The sequence below is a fragment of the Salinispirillum sp. LH 10-3-1 genome (assembly GCF_030643825.1).
GTDB lineage: Bacteria > Pseudomonadota > Gammaproteobacteria > Pseudomonadales > Natronospirillaceae > Salinispirillum.
In genome coordinates this window covers 2,619,502-2,645,733 of record NZ_CP101717.1, presented here as the reverse complement: position 1 = coordinate 2,645,733, position 26,232 = coordinate 2,619,502, and the positions used below count along the sequence as shown (strand labels likewise).

Below are 26,232 nucleotides of genomic sequence, written 5' to 3'. Positions count from 1 at the left end.
TCATTTGAAATATGCGCACAACAGGCGTATGTTGCTTCCCGAAGTACGCAAGGCAGTGAGGTCAGGTACATGGTCAAAGTACGGGACGACCAACCCATTTCCATGGATGGAACCGTTAATCTTGATGCGTGGATGCAGCGCATGCACGCCAAAACGCTGGTCATCGACGAAGATGAGCTGTTGCGTGCCTGTCGCATATCCAAACGCGCGGAAGAAGAGGCCATCGCCTCTGAGAATGTCTGGGCCGAGGGGCAGAGTAGCTTTCGGACCGGTTTGGAGATGGCGGAAATCTTGGCTGACCTCAAGATGGACCAAGAAACCCTCGAAGCCGCTATTCTCTACCGCAGTGTGCGCGAAGGTAAGTTGTCACTTGAAACGGTGCGCGATCAGTTTGGCCCTACCGTAGGCAAACTGGTGGAAGGCGTGCTGCGCATGGCTGCCATTCACCAGAAGCACAAGGGCAGCAATAAAACCGTACTCGGGCAGACCGGCTCACAGGCCGAGAATGTGCGTAAGATGTTGGTCGCCATGATCAATGACGTACGGGTTGCCCTGATCAAGATCGCCGAACGCACCTGTGCTATTCGGGCCGTGAAAGACGTGGCGGCTTCTAAGCGCTATCAGGTAGCGCGCGAAGTGTTCGATATCTATGCGCCGCTGGCACACCGTCTCGGCGTAGGTCATGTAAAGTGGGAGCTTGAAGACCTTTCTTTCCGCTACCTGTACCCTACCGATTACAAAAAAATCGCTAAATTGCTTGATGAGCGGCGCTTGGATCGGGAACGCTATATTCGTGACGTGATCAGTGCACTGAACGACAAACTGACGGAAGCCAGCATTGAGGGCCAAGTTGACGGTCGGGTAAAACATATTTATTCCATTTGGCGCAAAATGCAGCGCAAGAACATCAGTTTCTCGCAGGTGTACGACATTCGTGCCGTGCGTATCCTGGTACCCGAAGTGCGCGACTGTTATAGCGTTCTGGGCATCGTGCACTCTACATGGCGCAATATTCCGAAAGAATTTGACGACTACATCGCTTCGCCCAAACCTAATGGCTATCAGTCGCTGCATACCGCAGTTATCGGGCCAGAAGGCAAGGTCGTGGAAGTGCAGATTCGTACCTTCCAAATGCATGACGACGCCGAGTTGGGCGTGTGTGCACATTGGCGCTACAAAGGCACTGACGTTAAACCAGCCAGTCAAGGCTATGAAGAGAAGATGGCGTGGTTACGCCAAGTCCTGGAATGGCATGACGAGTTGGTGGATGAGAACCAGCACGATGACGTCAGCCACGAGGTCACCAACGACCGCATCTACGTACTGACCCCAGAAGGCCACATTGTCGACATGCCCGCGGGTTCAACACCGATCGATTTCGCCTACCGTGTGCACACTGAGATCGGCCATGCCTGTCGCGGGGCGAAAGTGAACGGTCGTATGGTGCCCTTGACGCACAGCCTGCAGATCGGTGATCAAGTCGAGGTGTTGACCGGCGCAAACTCTCACCCCAGCAGGGATTGGCTTAATCCGGACCTGCACTATGTCACCTCGTCACGGGCTAGGGCGAAAATCGCGGCGTGGTTCAAAGCACAGGATAGAGAGCAGAACGTCGCCGACGGTAAGCAGGCCTTGCAGCGCGAGATCAAACGCTTTGCTTTGGAAGTGCCGGATTTTGGCGAGTTATCGAAATTACTGAACCTCACCACCGCCGAAGACCTGTTCGCCGCCATCGGAGCTGGTGATGTAAAACTGATGCAGGTTGTGCATGCGCTGGAACGTCAGCAACGCCCTGCGCCAGAATTAACCAATGTGCCGATCAGCCCGAGCAAACAACATGGGCCGATCGATGACGACCTGAACATACTCGGTGTCGGCAACTTGCTGACCACCATGGCCGGGTGCTGTAAGCCGGTGCCGGGCGACTCGATCGTCGGCTACATTACGGTGGGCCGGGGCGTGTCGATTCACCGGGAAGATTGTGTGAACCTGTTGCAACTCCGCTCTACTGAGCCTGAACGTATTATTGAAGTGAGCTGGGGCCATCAAGTCAGCCATGCCTACCCTGTGGATGTTGAGATTCAGGCTTACGACCGTACCGGTTTGCTGCGGGATATCATGGTTGTCTTGGCCAATGCCCAAGTGAACGTCATTGCTGCCAATACGCTGTCCGATAAGGGTGCCAGTATGGCAAAAATCAGGCTGACTGTTGAGATTGACGGACTGGAGCGTCTGGGCAAGGTGTTAAGCCAGATTGAGAAGCTGCCCAATATTGCCGAAGCGCGGCGAGTGGCGACCAAAGCGCATTGATGAGCGGCACGTATCGCTAAGTATTTGAAGTGCGGCAGGACTATCGGATGGCGGACGGGGGTACAGGAATTCGGGGCGTTTGCTGCCAAGGATGGCAGCAGCGAGCCTCCACGGACGGATTTACGGCGTCCCCGGCATTCCTGTACCCCCGTCCGCCATCCCGTCTAATTTGCTCCACTCATGCCGATGACATCAGCTGTACTGAAACCTTTGACTCATTTTTCAACGAATTAGCCTTTTTTCTATGCACACAATCAACGATCTCCTTGTTCTAATGGCCCGCCTGCGTGATCCCGACGATGGTTGTCCGTGGGACTTAAAACAAGACTTTGCCAGCATCGTGCCGCATACCTTGGAAGAGGTGTACGAAGTGGTCGATACCATTGAGCGGGAGGACTGGACGCACCTGCGGGAAGAGCTGGGCGATCTGCTGTTCCAGGTAGTGTTTTACGCTCGTTTAGCTGAAGAGCAAGGTGACTTCACCTTTTCCGAGGTGGTGCATGACATCACCGAAAAGTTGTTGCGGCGGCACCCACATGTATTCCCCGATGGCTCCTTGGCAAGTCGGCGTAGCGGCGCTGAGTTGAGTGACGCGCAGATCAATGCGAATTGGGAGTCGATCAAGCAAGCCGAAAAAGTTGGCTCGGACAGCTCGGAGCAAATGATCAGTGTGTTGGCCGATGTGCCCAATGCCATGCCGGCTATGGCGCGCGCCGAAAAGCTGCAAAAGAAGGCGTCACGCGTCGGGTTTGATTGGCCCGAGTCCGAGCCGGTGTGGGACATCTTGCGCGGTGAACTGGCCGAGCTGCAAGCTGCCGCAGAGTCCGGTGATGCTGCGCACACGGAAGAGGAGCTGGGCGACGTACTGTTCTCGGTCATCAATCTGGCTCGGCATTTGAAGGTAAACCCCGAGACCGCGTTGCGTGGTGCGAACAACAAGTTCACGCGTCGTTTTGGCTACATTGAACAGCAACTGGCGGCTGACGGCCGCGCGCCGCAAGACGAAAGCTTGGACTCGCTGGATGCCCTCTGGAATGCTGCAAAGCAGGCCGAACGTGGCGAGTGAGTTAAACACCGGGTTGCCTGTGGTGGTGATCGGCGGCGGTCCGGCTGGTTTGATGGCGGCCGAGGTCATTGCCCAAGCGGGTTACTCGGTGCACGTCTATGACGCCATGCCGTCGATGGGGCGTAAATTCTTGTTGGCCGGCGTAGGGGGTATGAACATCACCCACGCCGAACCCAAAGCCGATTTCATTACCCGATATCGAGAGCGTACTACAGAGGTAGGCGCTTGGCTGCAGGACTTCGATGCCGACGCCCTGCGTGGGTGGATTCATGAGTTGGGTGTAGAAACCTTTGTTGGCTCTTCAGGGCGCGTGTTCCCGCGTGAAATGAAAGCCGCGCCGTTATTGCGTAAATGGTTGCAACGACTGCGTGAGCAAGGGGTTCAGTTGCATGTACGCCATCGTTGGCAGGGCTGGCGCGACAATGGGGTATTGCGGTTCGGTACACCAGACGGGCCGCAAGACATTAAGGCAGCCGCCACGGTGTTGGCTTTGGGCGGCGCCAGTTGGGCTCGCTTGGGTTCCGATGGGCGCTGGGTGCCTTGGCTACGAGGTCAGCAGGTTGCTGTGCAGCCGTTGATGCCAGCGAACTGCGGATTCACCTGCGTGTGGACTGAAATTATGCAATCTCAGCACGCTGGTGCCTTTGTAAAATCGGTCGGTATGCGGGTGGTGGAGCATGATGGTACACCAGTGACGCGTATAGGCGAGTTTATCGTCACCGAATCGGGCGTTGAAGGCAGCTTGATCTATGCGTTTTCCGCGCCGTTGCGCGAGCAAATCAAACACATCGGGCAGGCCCGTTTAGAATTGGACTTGTTGCCTGATCGCTCGGTGACACAGATAACACAAGCCTTGCGCAAACCACGCGGTAAGCAATCCATGAGTAACCACTTGCGCCGTACGCTCAACCTTTCTGGCGTTAAGGCTGCGCTGTTGCGTGAATGTGCCCCTCAAGCGTTCACTGATCCTGACAGTCTGGCGCGCGCCATAAAGGCGCTGCCATTGACCTTAACCGCCACTCGGCCTATTGATGAAGCCATTAGCACGGCAGGCGGTGTCGACTTTTCCGCACTGAACGACAAACTCATGTTGCAGGCGCTTCCGGGTGTGTTCTGTGCGGGTGAAATGTTGGACTGGGAAGCGCCGACGGGTGGTTACCTGTTGACCGCGTGTTTCGCGAGCGGCCGACGAGCCGGGCAGGGCGTCGTGGACTGGCTCCAGTCCGACTAGTGGCTGGTTAAAACTATCTTCTTCTACAAGGAAAATCCATGTTCACTGAAACCTTCGAGCCACGCTTCGTCGACACCGACGCACTGGGCCACATCAATAACACGGCTATTCCCATTTGGTTTGAAGGCTGCCGTACGCCGATCTTTCGTTGGTTTACGCCCGATCTCGACCCTAAGCAGTGGCGAATTATCCTCGCCCGTTACACTGTAGAATTTCATGCCGAGATTTTTTACCAAGCGCCGGTAGAGATCCGTACTGGTATTTCACGCGTCGGTGGCAGTTCATTCGATGTTTACCAAGAGGTGTGGCAAAGCGGGCACAAGTGCGCGAGCGGCACTACCGTCTTGGTGCATTTCAACCACAGCACGAAAAAAGCCGAACCCATTCCGGATGATATCCGCCAACGGATGTTGGAGCATACGTTCGTCGCTTCTGATTGAAGGCTATGCTTTGAGGCTACGCTCGTTGAAATAACCGATGCGTTCATGGATGCCCAAGTAGTCGTAAATACGTTTCGGGTATTCGGTGGGTTTCAGTACGTCGACAATGTTCAAGTCGTCCCGTTTGTTCAGGTCAATCATCAGTGCTTCTTGCTTGGGAATATCGGGGTTGTAAAGCAACACCTGGGGCTTCAACAGCGCCTTGGCGTCCACTGCTACCACAAGGCCAATGCTATCATCCGACAGCATGACCACGGTGCCGGGTGGGTAAACCCCCATGGTTTGGATGAAGCGACCAATCAGGGTTTCATCTATACGACCGCGATATTTAGCATAAAGCGTAGCGACCGCTTGCTTGGGTGTTACCGCTTTGTTGGGGTTCACCGGGTTGCAGAGGTTGTCGTAAACATTCGCAACCGTCACCATTTGTGCTGAGCTGCTGATGTCGGGTTCGCGCAATTGTCGTGGATGACCAGAGCCGTCGAGCATCTCATGGTGATTCTCAATGATCTCTATAATGGCATCGTTGAGCTTGCCCACGCGTCCAGCCATCTTCGCGCCAAGGGCAGGGTGGCTGTCCAGTATGGCTTGCTCGCTGGGGTTTAACTCACCACCTTCCTTCGCCAAAATTTGCCCTGGGACCAGAATTTTGCCGATGTCGTGCAGCATCGCGCCAATACCGAGCTCTTTCAGGTCCTCACCTTGCATGCCGCGGGCTGCGCCGAGTGTTAATGCCAATACGGTAACATTCAAAGCATGGTGGTATATGGAAAACTCGCTGTCGGACAGTGACACCAAATTCATTAAGACATCGCCGTCGTCGCCAAAGGCTTCCGTGAGTGTTTCAATCAACTCGCCTGCGTCGCGAATAGCATTGGCAGGCGCTGTTTTGAGATCACGGGTCAAGTTCTTAACGCGTTTAATGGTTTCTTGATACTCTCGATCAACTTTTAGCCTACGGTTGCGAAACTGCGCGGCCTCATCAATACGCTGCTGTTTTTGCGCCCACATCTTGTCATGGTCGGAAGCGCCGCTGGCGGAAGCGTTTTCAGCAGCGCTATTATCGGCCGGCTCGGCGGCGACTGTCTGCGCGTCGTGCTTCTTGATGAGTCCATCGCTGCGCTCAGGAAATACCTTGATCTCTTTGAGTCCGAGCCCCTGTATAATATTCACTTCCTGCTGCGTTTTGATTTTAAAGCGCTTGAAGAGAAACGGATGGTCAGTCCATGGCAAGCCAATATCGACGTACAGACCGGGCATCAGCTTGTCCACGGGGAACATAATTGAGTGGTCTTTACTGGCCATGATGGTGATGTAATTCCTGAGTTAAAAATTCTGTGGAATCAATAGCATAGAAGAGTGTTCAGTTTAGGCCAACACAATTCGTTCATTTGCAGTCGTTGTTTTGTGCTGGATCAATTTGTTACGGTCACCAGTCTAGCACGATCGGATTGTGGTCGGACGCACCCCACAATCGCTCGGGATTGTACAGGGGATGGGCCAGCGGTGTAGGCGGCATTTCGGCATGACCTTCGATAACACGTGTGCGTGGCTGAGGGCTTACACCTTTCATCCAAACATGATCTAACTGCTGTGCTCGGCCACGAAACCAATACGTGGGTGCAGCCAGGTCAGCACGTTGCCATTGGCTGTCGAGTAAGGGTTGCCACAAGGGCTCTTGCGTGAGCGTGTTGAAATCGCCGACCAAAAACCACGGGATATCCGACTGCTGTCTGTGCCATTGCAGAATGGCTTCAAGTGCTGCTGCGCGCTCTTCAGCGCAAATGTCCGTACAGCGGGCGCGCGATTTTAAGTGTACATTAATAACGCCAAAGGTACGCCCTTGATGGTCTTCGAATATCTGCGCCAGACTCGGCCTCGGTGTGGTAGGTATCTGTATCAAATTGCCAAGCGGACGAAGACGTTCTGGGTTGTACAAAAAGGCCTGCGTAATGGCGTCATCGCCACGCTGTACCGGCGGCACTATGGCGCGCAGTGTCATGTTATGTACCGATGCCAGCTTGTCTTTCAGCTCCGGCAAGACGGCCGAAGGCTGGCCGTGATCGTGTTCGACTTCCTGTAAGGCGTACAGGTCACCCTGTATGTGCTGGATGTTCAGAGCAATTTTACGTCGTTGGTTCAGCCATTCTGCCTGCGTGCGGGCGCCACGCGATTGGCGGAAACCTTCCGGGTCACCATTGAACAAATTCTCGACATTCCAACTGACCATTCGAAGGCTGCCTTGCGGCGGCGCTGGCACGCGCCAATGCAACGAGTCGGTGGGCGTAGGTGGGTTGTCGGGTAAAATCACCCAGGCATTCCAGCGCCATGAGAGTACGCCGGTAAGTGGCGCTAGACGTCGACCGTTAGCCAGCAAAGCAGGGTCTTGCGTCATGCCCCAGGGTATGTAATTGAGGTTGCGGTCATTACTACCATCCTCGAGTGTCCATTGGTGTGTGCCATCACTGACCACGATTTCGCCAAAAGGAAATAGCCGGTAATTGTCGATGATTTGGCTGGCCGGCAGTTGTACGCGCATGCCTTCGTAGCGCTCGGCTGGCTCGCCTAACATCACCGGTGCTGGCAAAGCGGCACGACCACAGCGCTGTACTTGCCGTACTCGAGTCAGTTCGGTCAGGCCATGAAATTCAAGCACCTCGCCGTCCACCACCACCTCGTCACCACGGTTTACCGGGTGGCCTGGGGCATAGATAAACAGGCCGTCGGAACTGTTGGGTTGGTAGCTTGGTGGTCCTTGAATAAAGAAGCCGCGCAGGCTGTTGCGCTGAGGGGTGTCTTGCTGGTCAGTGAAGGTAACGGTACCCCGCACGCTGACTTGTTGGCCTTCTAATGGGCTGCGGTCCGTCGCACCTTGCACTTGGTAAGGCCAGATAGCAGGTGGGCAAGCGGCCGCCGTCAGGCTGAGCAACAACAAAACGATGCCTGACCAGGGCGCTGGTTTCAGGATAGGGAAGCGGCTATAATTCCATCCCGTCCACACGGCCCGCCAATACTTGACTAATTTACTCGGATATTCCATAATTCCGCCATATTTTTATCATAACCGTGCTGGTTCTTCCTATGCGCTTAACCACCAAAGGTCGCTATGCGGTCACTGCCATGTTGGATCTTGCGCTGCATGAAACGCAGGGGCCCATCAGTTTGGCGGACATCTCAGATCGTCAGGGTATTTCGTTATCTTATCTTGAGCAACTCTTTGCCAAATTACGACGTCACGATTTAGTGCGCAGCGTACGTGGCCCGGGCGGCGGCTATCAATTGGCCGGCGGCCCCAGTGCTATATCGGTGGCGCAGGTGGTGGATGCCGTGAGTGAGTCGATGGACGCAACACGGTGTCAGGGCAAAGTAGGTTGCCAGAGTGGTGAGGTGTGTTTGACGCATCATTTGTGGGAAGACCTCAGCGGTCAGATCCATCAATTCCTCACTGACATTACCTTGGCCGACTTAGTGAACCGCAGTGATATTCAGCGCGTCAGCGCGCGCCAAGACAGCGTCCAGCGCGCGCAGCAAGATTCAGTGCATATTACGCTGAACCAGATTCAGTAAAACCGGGTATTTTCAAGTTTATGCGACAGCCCATTTATCTCGATTATGCCGCCACAACGCCTGTAGACCCGAGGGTTGCAGCACGCATGGCGGAATGTCTGACGCTAGAAGGTAATTTTGCTAACCCAGCGTCACGCTCTCACCTGTTCGGCTGGCAGGCTGAAGAGGCGGTGGAGCATGCCCGTGGACAAATAGCCACCTTGTTAAACTGTGATGCACGGGAAATTGTCTGGACCAGTGGGGCGACTGAGGCCGACAACCTCGCGCTCAAAGGCGTAGCGTACGCCCGGCAAGACGATGGTAAACATATTGTGGTGTCGGCGATCGAGCATAAGGCGGTGTTGGACCCGGCCCATTGGCTGGTGAGCCAAGGTTTTGACGTGACTTTTTTAGCGCCTGATGCCAGTGGACGTGTGTTGCCTGAGCAATTGGCTGCGGTACTGCGGCCCGACACTACCTTGGTCAGCTTGATGCATGTAAATAATGAATTGGGCACGGTGAACGACATTGCGGCGCTCGGTGCACTCTGCCGCGCTAACGGTACGCTGTTTCACGTGGATGCAGCACAAAGTGTCGGCAAGTTGCCATTGGATATGCAAGCCATGCCGGTGGACTTACTCTCTTTGTCAGCCCACAAGCTTTACGGCCCGAAGGGTATCGGAGCGCTCTATGTGCGCCGTGCTCCCGAAGTCAAAGTGGTGGCCCAGCAACACGGTGGCGGCCATGAGCGCGGTATGCGCTCGGGCACTCTGGCGACCCATCAGTGTGTTGGACTGGGCTTGGCAGTGGAGTTGGCTGGGGCGCAACTGGCTGAAGAGTCCCAGCGAATCACTCGCTTGCGAGATCGTTTGTGGCAGGGTATCGCAGACTTGCCCGGGGTAAGCTTGAACGGCCACCCCGAGGAGCGTGTCTGCGGCATATTGAATGTCGCCTTCGCCGGGCAAGATGGCGAAACATTGTTGATGGCGTTGCGTGACGTCGCAATCTCCACAGGTTCGGCCTGTACATCGGCCAGTGTGGAGCCCAGTTTTGTTTTAAAGGCCATTGGTCTGCCCGACGAGCTGGCGCATGCGTCTTTGCGCTTAAGCCTTGGGCGTTTCACTACCGAGCAAGAAATTGATTTTGCGGTTGGGCACATTCGCCAAGTGGTCAGTGCGCTGACTGCCGCGGCCTAAAGAGGAAAGGTAATGACTGATCAAGTAGAACACTTAATCAAAAAAGAGTACTCCGCGGGTTTCCATTCAGCGATTGAATCGGACACCTTGGCGCCGGGTCTTGATGAAGATACTGTACGTTTCATCTCTGCGACCAAGGGTGAACCCGAGTGGCTGCTGGAGTGGCGCTTGAAAGCCTTTGCTGCTTGGAAAGAAATGGCTGAGCCAACGTGGGCGCATGTGCACTACCCGGAAATCGATTTCCAGGCTGTGTCCTATTACTCGGCACCGAAAAGTATGGCAGACAAACCGCAAAGCTTGGACGAGGTTGATCCTGAGCTGCTGGCCACCTACGAAAAGCTGGGCATTCCTCTGCATGAACAAGAGATGCTGGCGGGCGTGGCGGTGGATGCGGTGTTTGATTCCGTATCCGTTGTAACGACCTATCGTGCCAAACTCGAAGAAGCGGGCGTGATTTTCTGCCCCATCAGCGAGGCTGTGCACAAATACCCTGAGCTGCTGAAAAAGTACCTGGGTTCAGTCGTGCCGCAAAAAGACAACTTTTACGCCGCGCTGAATTCGGCGGTGTTTTCTGACGGTTCGTTCGTTTATATCCCGAAGGGCGTGCGCTGCCCGATGGAATTGTCGACGTATTTCCGCATCAACGAAATGAACACCGGGCAGTTTGAACGCACATTGATCGTGGCCGATGAAGGCTCGCACGTCAGTTACTTAGAGGGTTGTACCGCGCCGATGCGCGATGAAAACCAACTGCACGCCGCCGTGGTCGAATTGGTGGCCCTGGACAATGCGGAAATCAAATACTCCACGGTGCAAAACTGGTACCCCGGCAACGCCGAAGGTAAGGGCGGCATCTACAACTTCGTTACCAAGCGTGGGATCTGCCACACCAACGCCAAGATCTCGTGGACACAGGTTGAAACCGGTTCGGCGGTGACCTGGAAATACCCGAGCTGCATCCTTAAAGGTGACAACAGCGTCGGAGAGTTCTATTCAGTCGCACTGACCAACAATTTTCAGCAGGCTGATACCGGCACCAAGATGATCCATTTGGGTAAGAACACCACCTCGACCATCATCGCCAAAGGCATCTCTGCCGGAAAGAGCAACAGCTCCTACCGTGGACTGGTGCGTATGAATGCGGGGGCCGACGGCGCGCGTAACTTTACACAGTGTGATTCGCTGTTGATCGGCGATCAGTGCGGTGCGCATACGTTCCCGTACATCGAAAGTAAAAACCCCACGGCGGTGATAGAGCACGAAGCTACGACATCTAAAGTCAGCGATGACCAGATGTTTCTCTGCCAGCAGCGCGGACTTGACGCCGAGAAAGCCATTTCCATGATCGTGAATGGATTCTGCCGGGAAGTCTTTAAAGAGTTGCCCATGGAGTTTGCGGTCGAGGCGGGTAAGTTGCTGGAAGTGAGCCTTGAGGGCTCCGTTGGTTAAGCAGCAACAGTGGCGGGGGTTGTCTCCGCACACCCTACAGAATTCAGAAATTTGGAAAATTGATCATGTTAAGCATTAACAAGTTGTACGCCAAAGTCGAAGAGAAAGACATCCTGAAAGGACTGAGCCTGGACGTGAAACCGGGTGAGATTCACGCCATCATGGGGCCGAACGGTGCTGGTAAAAGTACGCTGGGCAACGTGTTGACCGGCCGTGCGGGCTATACGGTCACGGACGGCAGCGTACAATTTGCTGGCCAGGATTTGTTCGACATGGACACCGAAGAGCGCGCGCGCGAAGGTATGTTTCTGGCGTTTCAATATCCGGTAGAAATCCCCGGCGTCAGCAACATGGAGTTTCTCAAGGCGGCCGTCGATGCCAAGCGAAAACACCATGGCCAACCAGAGTTGTCGGCGGTGGAATTTATGAAGCTGGCGCGTGAAACCAGCAAGCAAGTCAGCTTGGATCCGAACTTTCTTAAACGTGGTGTGAATGAAGGCTTTTCAGGTGGCGAAAAGAAACGCAACGAGATCATGCAGATGATGCTGCTGGAGCCGAAGCTGTGCATTCTTGATGAAACCGATTCCGGTCTGGATATCGATGCCCTGCAAGTGGTTGCCGATGGGGTGAATGCTATGCGCTCGCCCGACCGTAGCTTCATTGTCGTGACACACTATCAGCGCTTGTTGGACTACATCGTTCCCGATTATGTGCACGTATTAGCCAATGGCCGCATTGTGAAGTCCGGTGACAAGTCACTGGCCTTGGAGCTGGAAGAAAAAGGCTACGGTTGGCTGGAAGGCGAGGTGGCTTAACCTGATGACCACCTCAATGGACTTTCAACAACAGGCCTTGAATCTTGCCGCTCAACAGCAGAGCCCAGCGTGGCTAGCCGATGTGCGGGCCGCGGGTGCAACTGCGTGGCAGAACGCTAAGTGGCCCGACCGTCGCACCGAGCATTGGAAATACACCCCGCTGCAAGCCTTGCAAGCGGACGGTTTCGCCCAGTGGGCACAAGGCGGTGATTGGCAAGGTGATGTAGAGTTTTTGGCGGTTGACGCGCACCGCCTGGTGTTCGTGAATGGTCAGCTCAATGAAGCGCTGTCCACGGCCTTGCCCGCCAATGTAGTGCGATTTGATCAGGCCAGCAGCGCTCAGCAAGCCCTTATCGCGCAGCACTTGGGCAGCGCAGTAGATCTCCAGCGTCATCTGTTTGCGGCGTTGAGCAATGCCTGCGCCGCTGACGGCTGGTTGTATCATCTGGCGCCTGACGTGCAGGCCGACAAGCCATTATATCTTGTGCATTTGTCGACGCCGGAAGCCCAACCAGCCATGGCGCAGCAGCGTTTGTTGGTGGTGTTGGAACGTCATGCTAAAGCGGAAGTCATTGAGCACTATGTGTCTACGACCGAGGTGCAGAACGGTTTCGTCAATAGCCTGACCGAACTGGTAGTGGGTGATGGCGCCCAACTGCAGCATTATCGTTTGAATCTGGAAGAAGAAAACTTGCTGCACGTCGGCGGCGTGCACGCTGACCTTTACCGCAGCGCCCAACTCAATGCTTTTGCCTTGGGGCAGGGCAGTCGCCTGAAGCGCGTGGATTATCACGTGCGCCACAAAGGTGAAGGCGCGCACCTCGGCTTGAATGGCGTGTATTTGCCGCGTAACCGACAGCGCATCGACTACCACACAACCGTCGAGCATTGCGTACCGCATTGCACCACCGATGAGAATTTTCGCGGCATCATCGCCGACTCAGCGAAAGCCGTGTTCAACGGCCGTATCCACATTCACAAGGATGCGCAGAAAACCTTGGCTGAGCTGAGCAACAAGAACCTGTTGACGTCGAATCAAGCGGAAATAGACACCAAACCTGAATTGGAAATTTACGCCGACGACGTCAAGTGCGCGCACGGTGCTACCGTTAGTCAGCTCAATGAAACGGCTATGTACTATTTGCAAAGCCGTGGCGTGTCAAAAGCGGAAGCTGAAGTCATGTTGAGCTTTGGCTTTATCAACGAATTGCTGCAGCAAGTGGAGCAGGAGGCCATTCAGTTGTATTTGCGCCCTCGCTTGGCGGCGCTGTTCGGCAGCGACGACGAACTGACGAGGCACATTGTTCATGACTGAGTTCGATGTAGAGCAGGTGCGACAGGATTTCCCGATTCTGCAGCAGCAGGTAAACGGGCATCCTCTGGTGTATTTGGATAACGCCGCTACGACGCAGAAACCCGAGTCGGTGATTCAAGCGATCGTTGACTACTACCGCAATGACAACAGCAATGTGCATCGCGGCGCGCATACCCTGAGCGACCGTGCGACGGAAAAATTTGAAGGCGCCCGTACCAAGGTGGCCGAGTTTATTAACGCGCCGTCGTCGGCACAGGTACTGTGGACACGTGGTACCACCGAAAGCATCAACATGGTTGCTGCAACCTGGGGTCGACAGAACCTGCAGGCGGGTGATCGTGTATTGGTGTCGGCGCTGGAGCATCATTCCAATATCGTGCCGTGGCAGATGATTGCGGGTGCGGTGGGGGCAACGGTAGAGCCCATTCCTGTAGACGCCAGCGGCACGCTGGACCTGTCGGCCTTCCGTCAGATGCTGGATGCCCGCGTCAAAATGGTTTCTGTTCAACATGTGTCCAACGCATTGGGCACCATTCACCCGATTGATGACATGATCGCCATGGCGCATGCCGTCGGTGCTAAAGTCATGATCGACGGGGCGCAAGCCATCAGCCATTGGCCCGTTGACGTGCAAGCGTTGGATTGTGATTTCTACGCCTTTTCCGCCCACAAATTGTTTGGCCCCACGGGTCTGGGTGTGTTGTACGGCAAGCGTGAACTGTTAGAAGCCATGCCGCCTTACCAAGGCGGTGGCGAAATGATCGAAACGGTCAGCTTTACAGGCACCACCTATAACCAATTGCCCTACAAGTTTGAAGCCGGTACGCCAGACATCGCGGGCGCTATCGGTTTGGGTGCCGCCATCGACTATTTGAGTCAGTTGGATCGGCGCGGCGCTGCAGCGCACGAACAAGCCTTATTGAAGTACGCGGAAGACAAAGCGCGGCAGACCGAGGGGGTGAAATTGATCGGTACGTCCCCATATAAAACCAGTGTGATGAGTTTTGTCTTAGAGGGCGCTCACCCCGCTGATTTGGGCATGATTATGGATCAACAAGGGGTAGCGGTGCGCACGGGCAACCACTGCGCGCAGCCGATCATGGACCAGTTTGGTATTCCTGGCACCGTGCGGGCAAGTTTCAGTTTCTATAATACTTTTGATGACGTGGACCGGTTGTTTGCCGCGTTAGAGAAAGCCAAGCAGTTTTTGCAATAGGGGTTGAGTATCATGTCAGTCGAATCGTTTGATCCGGCACAACAGACAGTAAAAGTCAGTTCCGCAGCTATTCAGCACTTTCGACGCCAGCTGGAGCATGATGGCGCGGCCAAGGCGGTGCGCCTGAGCGTCAAAGAAAGCGGCTGTACCGGGTTTATGTACGTGGTGGATCTGGTGCAAGAAGCGCAGAACGATGACCTGCACTATCAACTGGATGGTAATTTGGAGTTCTTGGTAGCCAAGGACAGCTTGTCAATCGTCTCTGGCACCGAGATTGATTACGTCAAAGAAGGCGTTAACCGTCAGCTTAAATTCCTCAACCCCAATGCGAAAGACCATTGTGGCTGTGGTGAGAGCTTCAACGTCAATTGATAGGATAAACACAATGGAAAGACGCATGGTGGTGGCGCAGGCCGACTGCCCCGCCCGGCGCGTGCCTGATGGCACTCCGCTCACGATCCCCCGCGACACCTTCGTAACCATTACGCAGGCCCTGGGCGGTAACTACACCGTGACCTACAACGGGCAGATGGTGCGGGTGGATGGCACTGACGCGGCAAACCTGGGCCTAGAAGCCGAGACGCTGAGTTTTCCTGCACCTGACAGCGACGAGATTCAAGAAGAGCAAGTGTGGACGGCACTGAAAACCGTGTTTGACCCGGAAATTCCGGTTGATCTGGTAAACCTGGGTTTGATTTATAAAGTCGAGGTCGACCAAAGCAGTAAGATCGTTTCAATCGATATGACGTTGACGGCTCCTGCATGCGGCATGGGCCCGGTGCTGGTCGGTGATGTTGAGTATCGGGTACGTCGAGTGCCTAACGTAAAATCGGTGCGCGTTAATTTGGTGTTTGACCCGCCGTGGCAGCGCGACATGATGAGTGAAGAAGCGCAGCTCGAAACCGGTATGTTTTTTTAAGTTTGGCTTGTTATCTGGAAACGCCCCTATGAACCCCTTCGGTACCGACATTACGTCCGCAGACATCATTGATGCTCTGTCTTTTTTCGACAGCTGGGAAGATCGCTACAAGTACATTATTGATCTCGGCAAAGAATTGCCTGCCCTGGACGACGCCTATAAAACCGATGATTTCATTGTGCGCGGCTGTCAAAGCAAAGTATGGTTAGTGCCGCAGCGTGAGGGCGATAAGATTATATTTGCTGCGGACAGCGATGCCTTCATCGTTAAAGGCTTGTTGGCGGTTGTATTGGCGGCCTACAACGGTAAAACGTCGAGTGAAATACGCAGCTTTGATATTGAGGCCTACTTCGACGAGCTGAATCTGCTTAAGCACCTCAGTGCGACTCGCGGTAACGGCCTGCGGGCCATGGTGCAGCGTATTCAGGATTTCTCTTCGGCAGCTTGATTACGCACTGAAAAGTAAGCACTTTGCGTCTGTTGGTCGCAAGGTGCAGCATAATTTCTTCGATTATGTCTCAATAGGCATAAAATTTGTGCTCTCTCCTCATCCGACTATTGTTGCACTCTCATACTTTGCGCTATGGTATAAGGACAATAACAACATCGGTCCTTTTCACCAAAAGGTACCAGAACTGAGAGCACTTGCATGTCGAATGATCATATCTATGATAGCGCGCCATGGACGCAGTTTTATGGCGCGGCACAAAACGCCATAAAAGACCGCGACCAAGCGCAAGAACACCGTTTTCCGAGCATCCCCGCCATGGTTGTGGCAGCGGCGAAAGATTTTGGCCCCAATACCGCATTTACTACTTGCATGCCAAATGGCATGAATGGACATCTGGCCTATGCACAAGTGGATGAAATGTCGGATTCGTTCGCGGTTTATCTACGCGAAACGCTTGGGCTCAACGCTGGCACTCGTGTAGCCGTGCAAATGCCAAACTGCCTGGCCTTGCCGGTAGCAGCGTTCGGAATCTTGAAGGCCGGGTGTGTACTGGTTAATGTAAACCCTCTATATACTCGCCGAGAAATGGAGCATCAGTTCAATGATTCCGGTGCAGAGGCGCTGGTTATCGTCGATATGTTTGCCGACAAGCTGGAAGACATTCTACAAAACACTCCTATTAAGCACGTGGTATTGACCTCAATTTCACAGTGGTTTTCACCCGTGGTGCGCGGTGTCTTGAATGCGGTGTTGAAGTACTGGAACCAAGTCATTCCCAAACACAATTTAGAAGCTACCCTGCTGAATCAGGCTATTAAGACTGGACGTGCGGCTAAAGCGGAAAAAGGCATTGAAGTTGCGACGTACTGGCAGGACTTGAAGCGTGATGACACGGCGTTACTGCAGTATACCGGTGGTACTACGGGAGTCAGCAAGGGTGCCGAATTAACCCATGGCAATCTATTGAGCAATTTGGAACAGGTTGATTCCGTTGCCGGTAGTCATATTGAAGCAGGAAAAGAATGCATCCTCACGGCATTGCCGATCTACCACATTTTTGCCTTTACGGTGAATTTGTTGGCCTTTTACCACAAAGGGGCGCACAACGTACTCGTCCCCAGTCCACGCCCCATTCAGAACTGTCAGCGTGCCTTTGACAATTATCCTATTTCTTGGATTTCGGGTGTAAATACCCTGTTCAATGCGTTGTTAAACGAAGAATGGTTTACGGTTTATCCGCCGAAAACCATGAAAGTCGCGCTGGCGGGTGGTACTGCATTGCACAAATCAGTAGCCGAACGCTGGCGCGCTGTAGTAGGTACGCCCATCGCTGAAGGTTATGGTTTGACCGAAAGTTCGCCGGTCATTTGTTTTAACCCAATCGGCCACGAGCGGGCCGATAGCATCGGCATTCCGGCACCCTCGACAGAAGTGCGTATTGTCGATGAAGAAGGTGTGACGATGCCACTGGGTGAGCCCGGAGAAATTATTGCCCGTGGTCCACAGATCATGAAAGGCTATTGGAATCGCCCGGAAGAAACGGCCAAAACGCTGAAAGACGGCTGGCTCTATACGGGCGACATTGGCACTATGTCAGAAGATGGTCACTTTCATATTGTTGACCGTAAGAAAGACATGATATTAGTCAGTGGCTTTAACGTGTACCCGAATGAAGTTGAGGACAGCATTGCACGCTTACCGCAGGTGCAGGAGTCTGCTGTTATCGGTGCGCCTGATGATCAGACAGGTGAGGCAGTGCATGCCTATGTGGTGCTGCGCGAGCAGGGTCTGACAGCTCAAGACATCATTAAACATTGTAAGACAGACTTGGCTGCCTACAAGGTTCCGAAGAAAGTCGTGTTCTGGGATGAGCTGCCAAAAACCCCGGTCGGGAAGGTATTGCGCAAAGAAATTCGCGCTACCGTCGAGAAAAATAATACAGCGGCTAAACAACAAGCATAAGAATCTGGCCTCGGAGATAGAGCACTATGTTAAGTCCATTGGAAGAAAGTTTATTGTCGATCATGATGGTGATCATCATGTTCGGTATGGGGTCGTCACTGACCTTTAAGGATTTCAAACTCTCAATGCGTCACCCGCAAGCGATCGGGGTTGGTTTCTCCTCGCAGTACCTGCTGATGCCCTTTATTGCTTTTGCTTTAGCACGCATTCTCAATCTGACGGTTGAGCAAACGGTTGGTTTGGTCTTAATGGGCTGTATGCCAGGCGGTACCACATCCAACATTTTTGCGTACTTCTCGAGAAGTTTACTCAGCTTGAGCATCATGATGACCATCTGCTCGACATTGGCAGGTTTTATCTTGGTGCCCTTGTGGATGGAATTCTACACACAAGGTATTGATGATGCCTTCCGTATCCCGCCGGATCAGATTGCGCGCTTGCTGTTCGTGCTGTTGATTCCTACCCTGCTAGGCATGTGGCTACGTCGGAAGAATGCCAATGTGGGGGCTGTGATCGAACTTATGGGTGGTATTCTCGGTGCCGTGGTCATCGTCTTCTTGGTCGTCACTTGGGCACCGCGCAACTGGCGTCTGCTGATTGAAACCGGCTGGGAAGTCTATGCAGCCGTTATTTTGCTCGGCTTGGTTGGCTTCCTGTTCGGCTACCTGTTCTCGCGTGTTTTAAAGCTGAACCCGCAGAAAGCGCGTACGGTGTCTCTGGAAACCGGTATTCAGAACGGGCCTTTGGCGGCATTGATTGTCATCATGACGTTTACCGGTGAAACTCAGCAGTTGATCCTGTTGATGCCTGTTATGTATTCACTCTTCATCGTACTGAACTCTACGTGGGTCACCGTGATCTACCGTAAGATGACCAAGCGAGAAGAGCTGGCACGTGACCAAGCGAAGGTGGAACCCTCGTAAAGTGATTTAACGTGAGGTTGAACGCGGCTCTGCTTTTAGCTAGCAGTTAGCCGCGTTCATCTTATTTGCTGTCACCTAGATCTTTTTAATTAATCCCGTTACTAACTGTTCAAAGGTGTTCGTCCAATGAAGTGATCTCTCTGATCCCCGTTACCTATTAACGTTTTCAGATGAGACTACTATGACGACCACTTATCTTTCAGCTCATGCGCTGACCTTTGGCTTTACTGGCCATACGCCTTTATTTCACAACCTCAACGTTCATCTGCACGCGCAACCGACGGCACTGATTGGCGGCAGTGGTGCGGGTACATCCGTGCTGGCGAGCGCTGGCTGGTGTCGGGTGCTAACGGTAGTAGGAAGAGTCTCCTATTGCGTGCTGGCGGAGGCTATTACACCGACTCACCGCCTAGAGCTCTCTCTAAAGGTCGGAAAAAATGGCCGCGATACAACCGGTCAACGTCATAACGAATAGGAACCACTTCAAGGTAGAAGGCTTTGCTTTTATGGCGAATTTCACCGCCCCGTAGGCGCCGAGCACGGTACCGATGGACAGGGTCAGTCCTGGAACCCACAACACCTGATCGTTGTAGATAAAGATGGCTAGAGCGATGGCGGTAAAGAAGAGTGTCGTAAACATTTTCAGTGCATTGGCGCGCACCAAGTCATAGCGCAGGCTGCCCGCAAAGGCGGCAATTAAGATAAAGCCAACGCCAGCTTGCACGAAGCCGCCGTAAAACCCCGCCAGCAAGAGTACAGGGAAGGCCGAGGGGCGTTCGCGGACAAGAAAGGGAACGGAGTCTGGAGGTGGGGCGACGACAGAGGGCTTGATCAGCATGACGACCGTCATGGTCAGCATGGCCCCCAATAGCATGTACTTTAACAGTCCGGGTGGGGCGTAGGACGCCAGCAGAGCGCCAAACACCGAGCCGATCAAGGTGGGTATCACGATGGCTTTGATATCATGACGGGGCAGACGGTCGTTGCGATGAAAGCCGGTACTGCCTGCAACGCCTTGCAGAAATACGGCGACGCGGTTAGTGGCGTTGGCTACATCTGCGGGCATGCCCATTACCATTAAAGCCGGCAGTGTTAAATTGGAGCCGCCGCCCGCAAGCGTGTTAATGATGCCTGCAACAAAGCCGGTGCCTAACAAGAGCAAAATAAACCACAGTTCCATTCCCAGTATCATGTTAGGCCTCAGTGCGGGTCGTCGGTCGGTAAGCAGGGCGCCATAATAGCGTGCCAAAGTGAGGTTCGCTACGACTTGTCAAGTAACGCTCTGTTCGGTGTTCGGGGCCACAGAGTCGGATTGCTGCGCGCAGGCAAAATGAGTAGGCTTGTCGGCTATTCTATGAATTGACGATATGACGGACCTAACCACACAGGCTAATACTGCATTGTTCGCGTCGGCCGGTTTCCGGCGCTATTTCCTGGCGAGTTGCTTTTCAACCTTTGCTATCTGGATTTCACGCTTTTTGTTAGGTTGGACGGCTTGGGCATTGACGGAAAGCGCGTTCTGGGTCGGTGCTGTCAGTGCGTTGTTTCTGGCGCCTACTTTTCTCTTCTCTCTGGTGTTTGGCGTGGTAGCCGACCGTGTTAACCCCTTGCGTGGCATGCACCTGACCACGGCAGCGCAAGCGCTCATAGGTGTCGCGGCGGCAGTCACCGCTGGGCTGGATCTCTTTACCTTGCCTTGGCTCTGCACCCTTGCGGCCGCCATTGGTGTAGTCACCGCGGCGCATCACCCCATGCGGTTGTCATTATTGCCGTTGTTGGTCGAACGTCGTCATTTTGCTGCGGCGATTGGCCTATCCGCCATGGTGTTCAATACCTCTCGTATACTGGGTCCTGCGCTGGCGGCATTTCTACTTTGGTGGGCATCAACGGCGGTCGCTTTTGGTGTGGCGGCAGCCCTTTACGCCGCTACGGTACTGTGTCTCATGCGTGTACACAGTTTGAAACCAAGCCCGAAAGAAGAGCGTCGATCACTGTGGGTAGAGTTGCGTGCTGGCTTGGCTTTTGTGCGCGCCAGTCAAATGATTCGTTTGTTGATGCTGCTGACCATGATTAATGGCCTATACGGAAGGACAATTATTGAAATGCTACCCGCACTGACCGGGCAATTGTTGCGCGGCGATGCTGGCACCTTGGCGGTGGTCACTGGCGCCGCGGGATTAGGTTCGATTGTCGGTGGTTTGTTGGTGTCGAGACAGCGCGGCACGGAAGCGCATCTGTTGGGCTTGGTGTTCAGTGCCTTGTTGGCCAGTGCTGTAGTGACCTTGCCCATTATGTGGGTGTCGACGCTGATCGCCTTAGGCCTGTTGATTTTCTTGTTAAGCCTTTGTATGACCGTGATAGGGACAGGCTGTCAAACCGCGATTCAATTGTCGGTGGCTGATGCGTTTCGGGGGCGGGTGATGAGCATCTGGACCGTCATTACCATGGGTATGCCCGCGATCGGTGCGATACTACTTGGTGCCTTGGCCGATAATTTCGGCATGGCCCTTATGCTTCTGATCTTTGCCTTGATGGCCGGTATTGTGACACTGATTTTGCACTCCTGGCGGCGTTCAGTCGGTTTGTAGTTCGGTAAACGCTGTTCAATTCTTAAACTATGTCACTCAATTCATCAATGCAGCGCCATCGGCGCTGTTTTCTTGTGCCCTCCGGTTAACTGCACAACACTGTCAGTATGACGTCAACGCCAACAATAATAATTCGGGTTTGTTATGTCTCAGAAGTTTTGGCTGGTGGTACTAGGGAGTATCACCATCGCTGCAGTCGTCGGGGTCGGCTTGCTCGCCCCGGAGTCACCACAGGGCTATATATCCTCACCACCACCAGTCGCTGAGCCGAATGGTGCTGCCGTGGGCTCGGGTGGGTCAGCCCGCATGGCTATCGGACAGTCGTCACTGGCGGACCCCAATGGCTTGCCGCAAAGCACACTGCCCGACTCCGGGTCAGTGCCGCTGCTGGCGCGTCCAGATGCGTCGGAAGCGCCGGATCAAGACTCCATGGCTACGTTATTCGCGCGCATGGACGAACCGCCCACTGCACTGCAGGCGGCATGGCTTGAAGTAGCGGAGGCTTATGCAGTGAGTGCACAACATCCGAGCTATTCTATTCCCCTGCAAGCTGATCAGGTCGTTGCTTATCGCGGCAATGCCTATGAGCCCGTGAGTTTACCCCTGGTAACAGGGGCGGTGATGCGTGTCTTTTTACCGCAGTTACGTTACCAGAAGGGTGATGTCGTGTCGGTCCGTGCTGAAGTGGACGGCGCTGCACAGCTGGATAATAGAATGGCGGTGCGGCTGGTGGCTGTGTCTGATGAGTCAGAAGCTACCACTGCGGAGCTGCGTCGCGCAGCGCCGGACGAGTCGTTTTTGGGCGAGTTGGATACTGCAACGGTTACACCGGGTGAGTACCGTTTAATTGTGACGGCCCGTATCGATCAGGAGGCCATCAGCCATGTCTCGTTGTTGGTGGTAGAGCCCGACATTGGTGACTTGCTGGGGGTCGGCGCCACTGGTGTGGCTGCTAATCACTTGGTTGTTCCGGTGCGTTTTCAAGCGGTGGAAGCAGGGCGTTACGCGCTGTCGGCGAACTTATTCACTGGCGATCAGCCCATCGCTCATTTAACGGGTGACGCCAGCTTGGCCGCAGGCGCAGGCGAAATACCCTTACAGGTTTATGGCAGCTTACTCGTCGGAGTCGACCTCTCTATGGGGCTGCGCCTGATGGATGTGCAGGTACGCCGATTGCCCGCGCGCCCCGGAGTACGAACGGCCTATATGTTCGGCGCAACGACAGGCTATGAAGTTTCCGTACCTTCGCTTGATGATCTGGAGGATGTTCCCTACAGCGATGACCTCACGCAGCAGCGCATCGATTTTTTGAACAGCTTAGGCCAAACACAGCAAACTCAATAAAAAATTTCCCTACTTCAAGAACGGACCAGCAGAGCAACAAAACAATAACAACAAGAGGAAATGCGAATGCAAAAAACAACAAAAATAATGGCCAGTCTTGCCTTGGCTGCCGGGTTATCTAGCGGGGCGGCTCAAGCCGAACTGGCAGGCCACCCTGTGGTGTTGGTACATGGCTTCCAGCCAGCCAATCTGATTTGGCCACCCGCCAGTCAGCATCAGGTGGAGCAGAATGGAGCGGCCTATTGGTCGGAGTTCTGGGGGAGTCGTGCCGACGCACGGATTGACTGGGATAGCACACAGCGCTTGGAAGAAGGCATAGCGGTGCAGGCGTACGCGCAGATGAAAGACATCGCAGAGCGTGGTATCTGTGCAACACCGTGCATCTTTGTGACGCACAGCACCGGTGATTTAGTCACCCGCTATTTGTTGGAGAATCAGGCGGCTTGGTTAGCCGCTGATGGTTTGCCACCATTGCAGGTGTTGGCTGTCTTGGACTTCGCCGGTGCCGGTGGTGGTACTGAGTTGGCCGATCTAGCCATGTCTATTGCGTACAACAATAGCTGGTATTTATGGCCTGCGAAGGAAGCCGTTAAAGCCGTGTTGGGGTTTGATCCGGTCCCATCCAGCATGGGCGTGGTGAACGATCTGCAGGTGAATCAGGCTCGCAGTCAGGCCGTAGCACCGGGTGCATTGCCGCGCTTGCGCTTCGTGGGTGCTGGTTCCGAGTATCTTGGAGTTACTAAACCGTTTATTCGCGGTGCGGATGACAGTGTAGTACCTGTGCACTCTGCCTGTGGTGCCGCAGTACCGGGTGACTTTGAGTCCTGTTTGTCAACGCTCAGCATGAACGGCCAGGTAACCGGCCAGGCTGCTGGTGCACTGTGGCATAACCATTTTCCGGTATTGCTGTCGGAAGGGGCGCATCACAGCGGAACCATTGGTCACCAGCGTGGCAACGTGATGGTCCCTGTGGTGAATAATACGACTCTGAATGGCTTGGATGTAGCATTTGCCAGTCGTACTTATCAAGCCCGCCCTTGGTGGAAGCTGTGGGGCAGTAAGGACACCTTTATTGAGGTGCCTGGTTCGGCGAACAGCTCCATGTCTGCCTTGGTGTATGACACCCTGAACTGATAAACCGCAAGGGTGGCACAGCTCAGTGCCACCCTTGGGCAGATAAGGTTTCTGGTGCGCCAGACGACGACGGTTTAGAATGCTTACCCTTTTGTATTCTTCGCCGGAGTTGAGCGCTTTGTCTGCCCCCTACCCTTTAGTCATTGTGAACTTACTGCTCGGCTTCTTGGGTGTCGGTAAAACAACCGCTATTCGCCATTTACTCGGCCACAAGCCAGCAAATGAACGCTGGGCGGTTCTGGTGAATGAATTTGGCGATGTTGGCGTCGACGGCAAGGTATTGGGTGATACGGGCATTGTTGTAAAACAGGTCGCCGGTGGTTGCATGTGCTGTGCATCTGGCCCGGTTACGCGGGTAGCACTCAATCAACTGATACGCCAAGAGCGCCCTGATCGTCTGTTGATTGAGCCCAGCGGGTTAGGCCACCCAAAAACCATTTTGGCGTTGTTGCAGGATGATTCTTACCGCACCGTACTGCGCGTGCAGAGTCCATTAACTTTAGTTGATGCTCGGCAAGTGGTGCAGTCGAGATACCAAAATCATGCTCTCTACGTTGAGCAAATCCTGTTGGCGGGTGCGCTCGTGTTAAACAAATCCGACCTCGCGGATAGCCATACGCAGCGCGCAGCGGAAGCATGGCTCGCGACACAACGACCGGAGGTTGCCTTGTTTACCGTTGAGCAAGGGCAAGTAGACCTCGATTGGTTTTTGAACGCAGACGAGTCCCCAAGGGTCTCGGTGGCGACACAGGCTGCCACCGCCGAACTTCCTGTGCTTGATTGGCGTTCAATACCGGCAGCGCCCACGGCGGAGCAATGGGTAAGGGCGGAGCGCAATGCCGACGGTTATTTCAGTGTGGGTTGGCGTATGCCGGCGCAGACTGTTTGGCGCACCCATGATTTGTTGGCGTGGGTGCATAGCATCCATGCTGTGCGGCTGAAAGCAGTCATGTGCATGGACGACGGCTGGCGGCTGATTAACGTCGTGGACGGGGCGTTATCCATTGTCTCATTCCCAGCCCAGCAGGAGGCCGTGCTAGAGCTGATATTAGACCACGCGCTCGACAGTAAAGAAGCCGAAGTCGAGCTGCGACGCTGCACTTTGGTGAACTAACACACATCAACTAAAACACGCGACAGCGCGAAAAAAACCGTATAAACTGCGCGCCCCCTGTAAAAATATGCTCCCGTTAAATCGGGTATTTTAACAGCCATTGAGGTGCAGCACGTTGGATCTTCGTATCACCGCTATTCAAGCAGAAGACACTTGGCCGATTCGGCAATTTGTTCTCTGGCCAGACCAGCCAATCAGTCATTGTATGTTGGAAGACGATGCCGTCGGCAGTCACTTTGGTGGCTACATTGATGATCGTCTCGTCTGCGTTGCATCACTGTTTCCTGACGGCGAGAGAATTGCTCGGCTGCGTAAGTTTGCCACGCTACCTGACTACCAGCATCTCGGCCTTGGTACACAAATGCTGCAGCACATTATCGCTGAATTGCCGCGTCTGAATACGACGACACTTTGGTGTCATGCCCGTGCGGCAGCAATGCCGTTTTATCAGCGCTTTGGCTTCGAGCCCGTCGGTGAGGCGTTCAACAAAGGGCCAGTCAGCTACTGGCGCGCTGAGTTAACCATTCCTGCTGAGTCATAACGCAACGTGCTCGAGCCGCCTTCTGGCTCGAGCCGTCTTGACGCGTTGCGTACAAAAAATAACCAAAATACCTGATCTGATTCCCAAACAGCACGTAAACTTAAGCATATGGCAACTCCAACAGGAGGGTAGTCGCATGCGGGCATTTGGCTGGTGTTTAGTCCTTGCGCTTGTATGGCCAGTAACGGTTGTCGCTCAGGCACCCGAGAGCGCTCAAGTAGTTATTCGTGCTCAATTACAGGCTTTCTCTGATGACAATGCAGAACATGCATTCTCATACGCGGCAGACGGTATCAAGCAACAGTTTGGTAACGCCGAAAGGTTTGCTCGAATGGTGAGGTCTCAATACCCAGCCTTGTATCGACCGCGCCATATTGCATTTGTAGATCCTGTTGTGGTGTCCAGTGAGCAGATGTACCAAGAGGTCTCCTTGGTTGATGGTCAAGGGCGGGGTTGGCGCGCTGTGTATAGCTTGATTTCGGTGAGCGGCGAGTGGCGTATAGACGGCGTCGCCATTTTACGAGCGCCACAACTGGTGCTGTAGCGGTTGTATGAACAATGGTCGTCGAAGCAAGCGGCTTTTGTTCGTTCCCCTGTGGCCAGCCGCCCGGCTGGCCTTTTTTTATGCCCATGGATGGGCGGTATGCTGGCTGTCCTAGCCATATATACTGT

At 54.1% G+C, this 26,232-nt stretch carries 25 protein-coding genes; 22 read left to right on the top strand and 3 right to left on the bottom strand.

Going from position 1 to position 26,232, the window contains the following annotated elements; translation table 11 throughout:
- Positions 1–69 precede the first annotated feature (69 nt).
- From relA to NFC81_RS12040, 4 genes are all read left to right on the top strand, one after another.
- Entirely contained in the window at positions 70–2,310 is a 2,241-nt protein-coding gene (relA, locus tag NFC81_RS12055) for a GTP diphosphokinase (RefSeq protein WP_304994727.1), read from the top strand.
- Between the two features lie 244 nt (positions 2,311–2,554).
- A complete protein-coding gene (gene mazG, locus NFC81_RS12050; protein ID WP_304994726.1) occupies positions 2,555–3,376 on the top strand; it encodes a nucleoside triphosphate pyrophosphohydrolase in 822 nt (273 codons plus the stop codon).
- Positions 3,345–4,607, top strand: coding sequence for a TIGR03862 family flavoprotein (locus NFC81_RS12045; protein ID WP_304994725.1), 1,263 nt, complete (start codon positions 3,345–3,347; stop codon positions 4,605–4,607). The genes mazG and NFC81_RS12045 overlap by 32 nt, the downstream gene beginning before the upstream one ends.
- A gap of 38 nt (positions 4,608–4,645) precedes the next feature.
- Positions 4,646–5,047, top strand: coding sequence for a thioesterase family protein (locus NFC81_RS12040; RefSeq protein WP_304994724.1), 402 nt, complete (start codon positions 4,646–4,648; stop codon positions 5,045–5,047).
- Between the two features lie 3 nt (positions 5,048–5,050).
- Here NFC81_RS12040 and NFC81_RS12035 read toward each other — a convergent pair whose 3' ends face one another.
- Together NFC81_RS12035 and NFC81_RS12030 are read right to left on the bottom strand one after the other, a co-directional pair.
- On the bottom strand, positions 5,051–6,352 hold the full coding sequence (locus NFC81_RS12035; protein ID WP_304994723.1) for an HD domain-containing phosphohydrolase: 1,302 nt from the start codon (positions 6,350–6,352) through the stop codon (positions 5,051–5,053).
- Between the two features lie 124 nt (positions 6,353–6,476).
- On the bottom strand, positions 6,477–8,087 hold the full coding sequence (locus NFC81_RS12030; RefSeq protein WP_304994722.1) for an endonuclease/exonuclease/phosphatase family protein: 1,611 nt from the start codon (positions 8,085–8,087) through the stop codon (positions 6,477–6,479).
- A gap of 41 nt (positions 8,088–8,128) precedes the next feature.
- On the opposite strand from NFC81_RS12030, the gene iscR reads away from it, so the two are divergent.
- The 12 genes from iscR to NFC81_RS11970 all read left to right on the top strand — a co-directional run bounded on the left by iscR (position 8,129) and on the right by NFC81_RS11970 (position 19,314).
- A complete protein-coding gene (gene iscR / locus NFC81_RS12025) occupies positions 8,129–8,614 on the top strand; it encodes a Fe-S cluster assembly transcriptional regulator IscR (protein WP_304994721.1) in 486 nt (161 codons plus the stop codon).
- Positions 8,615–8,634: 20 nt separating this feature from the next.
- Complete coding sequence (locus tag NFC81_RS12020) at positions 8,635–9,789, top strand: IscS subfamily cysteine desulfurase (RefSeq protein WP_304994720.1); 1,155 nt, start codon at positions 8,635–8,637, stop codon at positions 9,787–9,789.
- A 12-nt stretch (positions 9,790–9,801) separates the two neighbouring features.
- The gene (gene sufB, locus NFC81_RS12015) at positions 9,802–11,238 is read left to right on the top strand and encodes a Fe-S cluster assembly protein SufB (RefSeq protein ID WP_304994719.1); all 1,437 of its coding nucleotides are present in this window, start codon (positions 9,802–9,804) and stop codon (positions 11,236–11,238) included.
- A 65-nt stretch (positions 11,239–11,303) separates the two neighbouring features.
- Entirely contained in the window at positions 11,304–12,053 is a 750-nt protein-coding gene (sufC, locus tag NFC81_RS12010) for a Fe-S cluster assembly ATPase SufC (protein ID WP_304994718.1), read from the top strand.
- Positions 12,054–12,057: 4 nt separating this feature from the next.
- Positions 12,058–13,368 carry a Fe-S cluster assembly protein SufD gene (gene sufD, locus NFC81_RS12005; protein WP_304994717.1) on the top strand — a complete coding sequence of 437 codons (1,311 nt, stop codon included), beginning with the start codon at positions 12,058–12,060 and terminating at the stop codon, positions 13,366–13,368.
- Entirely contained in the window at positions 13,361–14,584 is a 1,224-nt protein-coding gene (locus NFC81_RS12000) for a cysteine desulfurase (RefSeq protein ID WP_304994716.1), read from the top strand. The genes sufD and NFC81_RS12000 overlap by 8 nt, the downstream gene beginning before the upstream one ends.
- 12 nt (positions 14,585–14,596) lie before the next feature.
- On the top strand, positions 14,597–14,956 hold the full coding sequence (locus NFC81_RS11995; RefSeq protein WP_304994715.1) for an iron-sulfur cluster assembly accessory protein: 360 nt from the start codon (positions 14,597–14,599) through the stop codon (positions 14,954–14,956).
- 13 nt (positions 14,957–14,969) lie between these two features.
- Positions 14,970–15,503: a putative Fe-S cluster assembly protein SufT gene (gene sufT / locus NFC81_RS11990; RefSeq protein ID WP_304994714.1), complete on the top strand. Its 534-nt coding sequence runs from the start codon at positions 14,970–14,972 to the stop codon at positions 15,501–15,503.
- Between the two features lie 28 nt (positions 15,504–15,531).
- Positions 15,532–15,951: a SufE family protein gene (locus tag NFC81_RS11985; RefSeq protein WP_304994713.1), complete on the top strand. Its 420-nt coding sequence runs from the start codon at positions 15,532–15,534 to the stop codon at positions 15,949–15,951.
- 201 nt (positions 15,952–16,152) lie between these two features.
- Complete coding sequence (locus NFC81_RS11980) at positions 16,153–17,916, top strand: AMP-binding protein (protein WP_304994712.1); 1,764 nt, start codon at positions 16,153–16,155, stop codon at positions 17,914–17,916.
- Between the two features lie 26 nt (positions 17,917–17,942).
- Complete coding sequence (locus NFC81_RS11975; protein ID WP_304994711.1) at positions 17,943–18,839, top strand: bile acid:sodium symporter family protein; 897 nt, start codon at positions 17,943–17,945, stop codon at positions 18,837–18,839.
- A 181-nt stretch (positions 18,840–19,020) separates the two neighbouring features.
- Positions 19,021–19,314, top strand: coding sequence for a hypothetical protein (locus NFC81_RS11970; protein WP_304994710.1), 294 nt, complete (start codon positions 19,021–19,023; stop codon positions 19,312–19,314).
- On the opposite strand, the gene NFC81_RS11965 is transcribed toward NFC81_RS11970, so the two are convergent.
- Entirely contained in the window at positions 19,261–20,031 is a 771-nt protein-coding gene (locus NFC81_RS11965; RefSeq protein ID WP_370529864.1) for a sulfite exporter TauE/SafE family protein, read from the bottom strand. The genes NFC81_RS11970 and NFC81_RS11965 overlap by 54 nt on opposite strands.
- 175 nt (positions 20,032–20,206) lie before the next feature.
- On the opposite strand from NFC81_RS11965, the gene NFC81_RS11960 reads away from it, so the two are divergent.
- The 6 genes from NFC81_RS11960 to NFC81_RS11935 all read left to right on the top strand — a co-directional run bounded on the left by NFC81_RS11960 (position 20,207) and on the right by NFC81_RS11935 (position 26,104).
- The gene (locus NFC81_RS11960) at positions 20,207–21,427 is read left to right on the top strand and encodes an MFS transporter (protein ID WP_304994709.1); all 1,221 of its coding nucleotides are present in this window, start codon (positions 20,207–20,209) and stop codon (positions 21,425–21,427) included.
- A gap of 144 nt (positions 21,428–21,571) precedes the next feature.
- On the top strand, positions 21,572–22,771 hold the full coding sequence (locus NFC81_RS11955) for a hypothetical protein (RefSeq protein ID WP_304994708.1): 1,200 nt from the start codon (positions 21,572–21,574) through the stop codon (positions 22,769–22,771).
- A 66-nt stretch (positions 22,772–22,837) separates the two neighbouring features.
- Positions 22,838–23,905, top strand: coding sequence for a hypothetical protein (locus NFC81_RS11950; RefSeq protein ID WP_304994707.1), 1,068 nt, complete (start codon positions 22,838–22,840; stop codon positions 23,903–23,905).
- Positions 23,906–24,023: 118 nt separating this feature from the next.
- Entirely contained in the window at positions 24,024–25,019 is a 996-nt protein-coding gene (locus tag NFC81_RS11945) for a GTP-binding protein (protein ID WP_304994706.1), read from the top strand.
- 115 nt (positions 25,020–25,134) lie between these two features.
- Positions 25,135–25,560, top strand: coding sequence for a GNAT family N-acetyltransferase (locus tag NFC81_RS11940; RefSeq protein ID WP_304994705.1), 426 nt, complete (start codon positions 25,135–25,137; stop codon positions 25,558–25,560).
- A 136-nt stretch (positions 25,561–25,696) separates the two neighbouring features.
- Complete coding sequence (locus NFC81_RS11935) at positions 25,697–26,104, top strand: DUF4864 domain-containing protein (RefSeq protein WP_304994704.1); 408 nt, start codon at positions 25,697–25,699, stop codon at positions 26,102–26,104.
- Positions 26,105–26,232 lie beyond the last annotated feature (128 nt).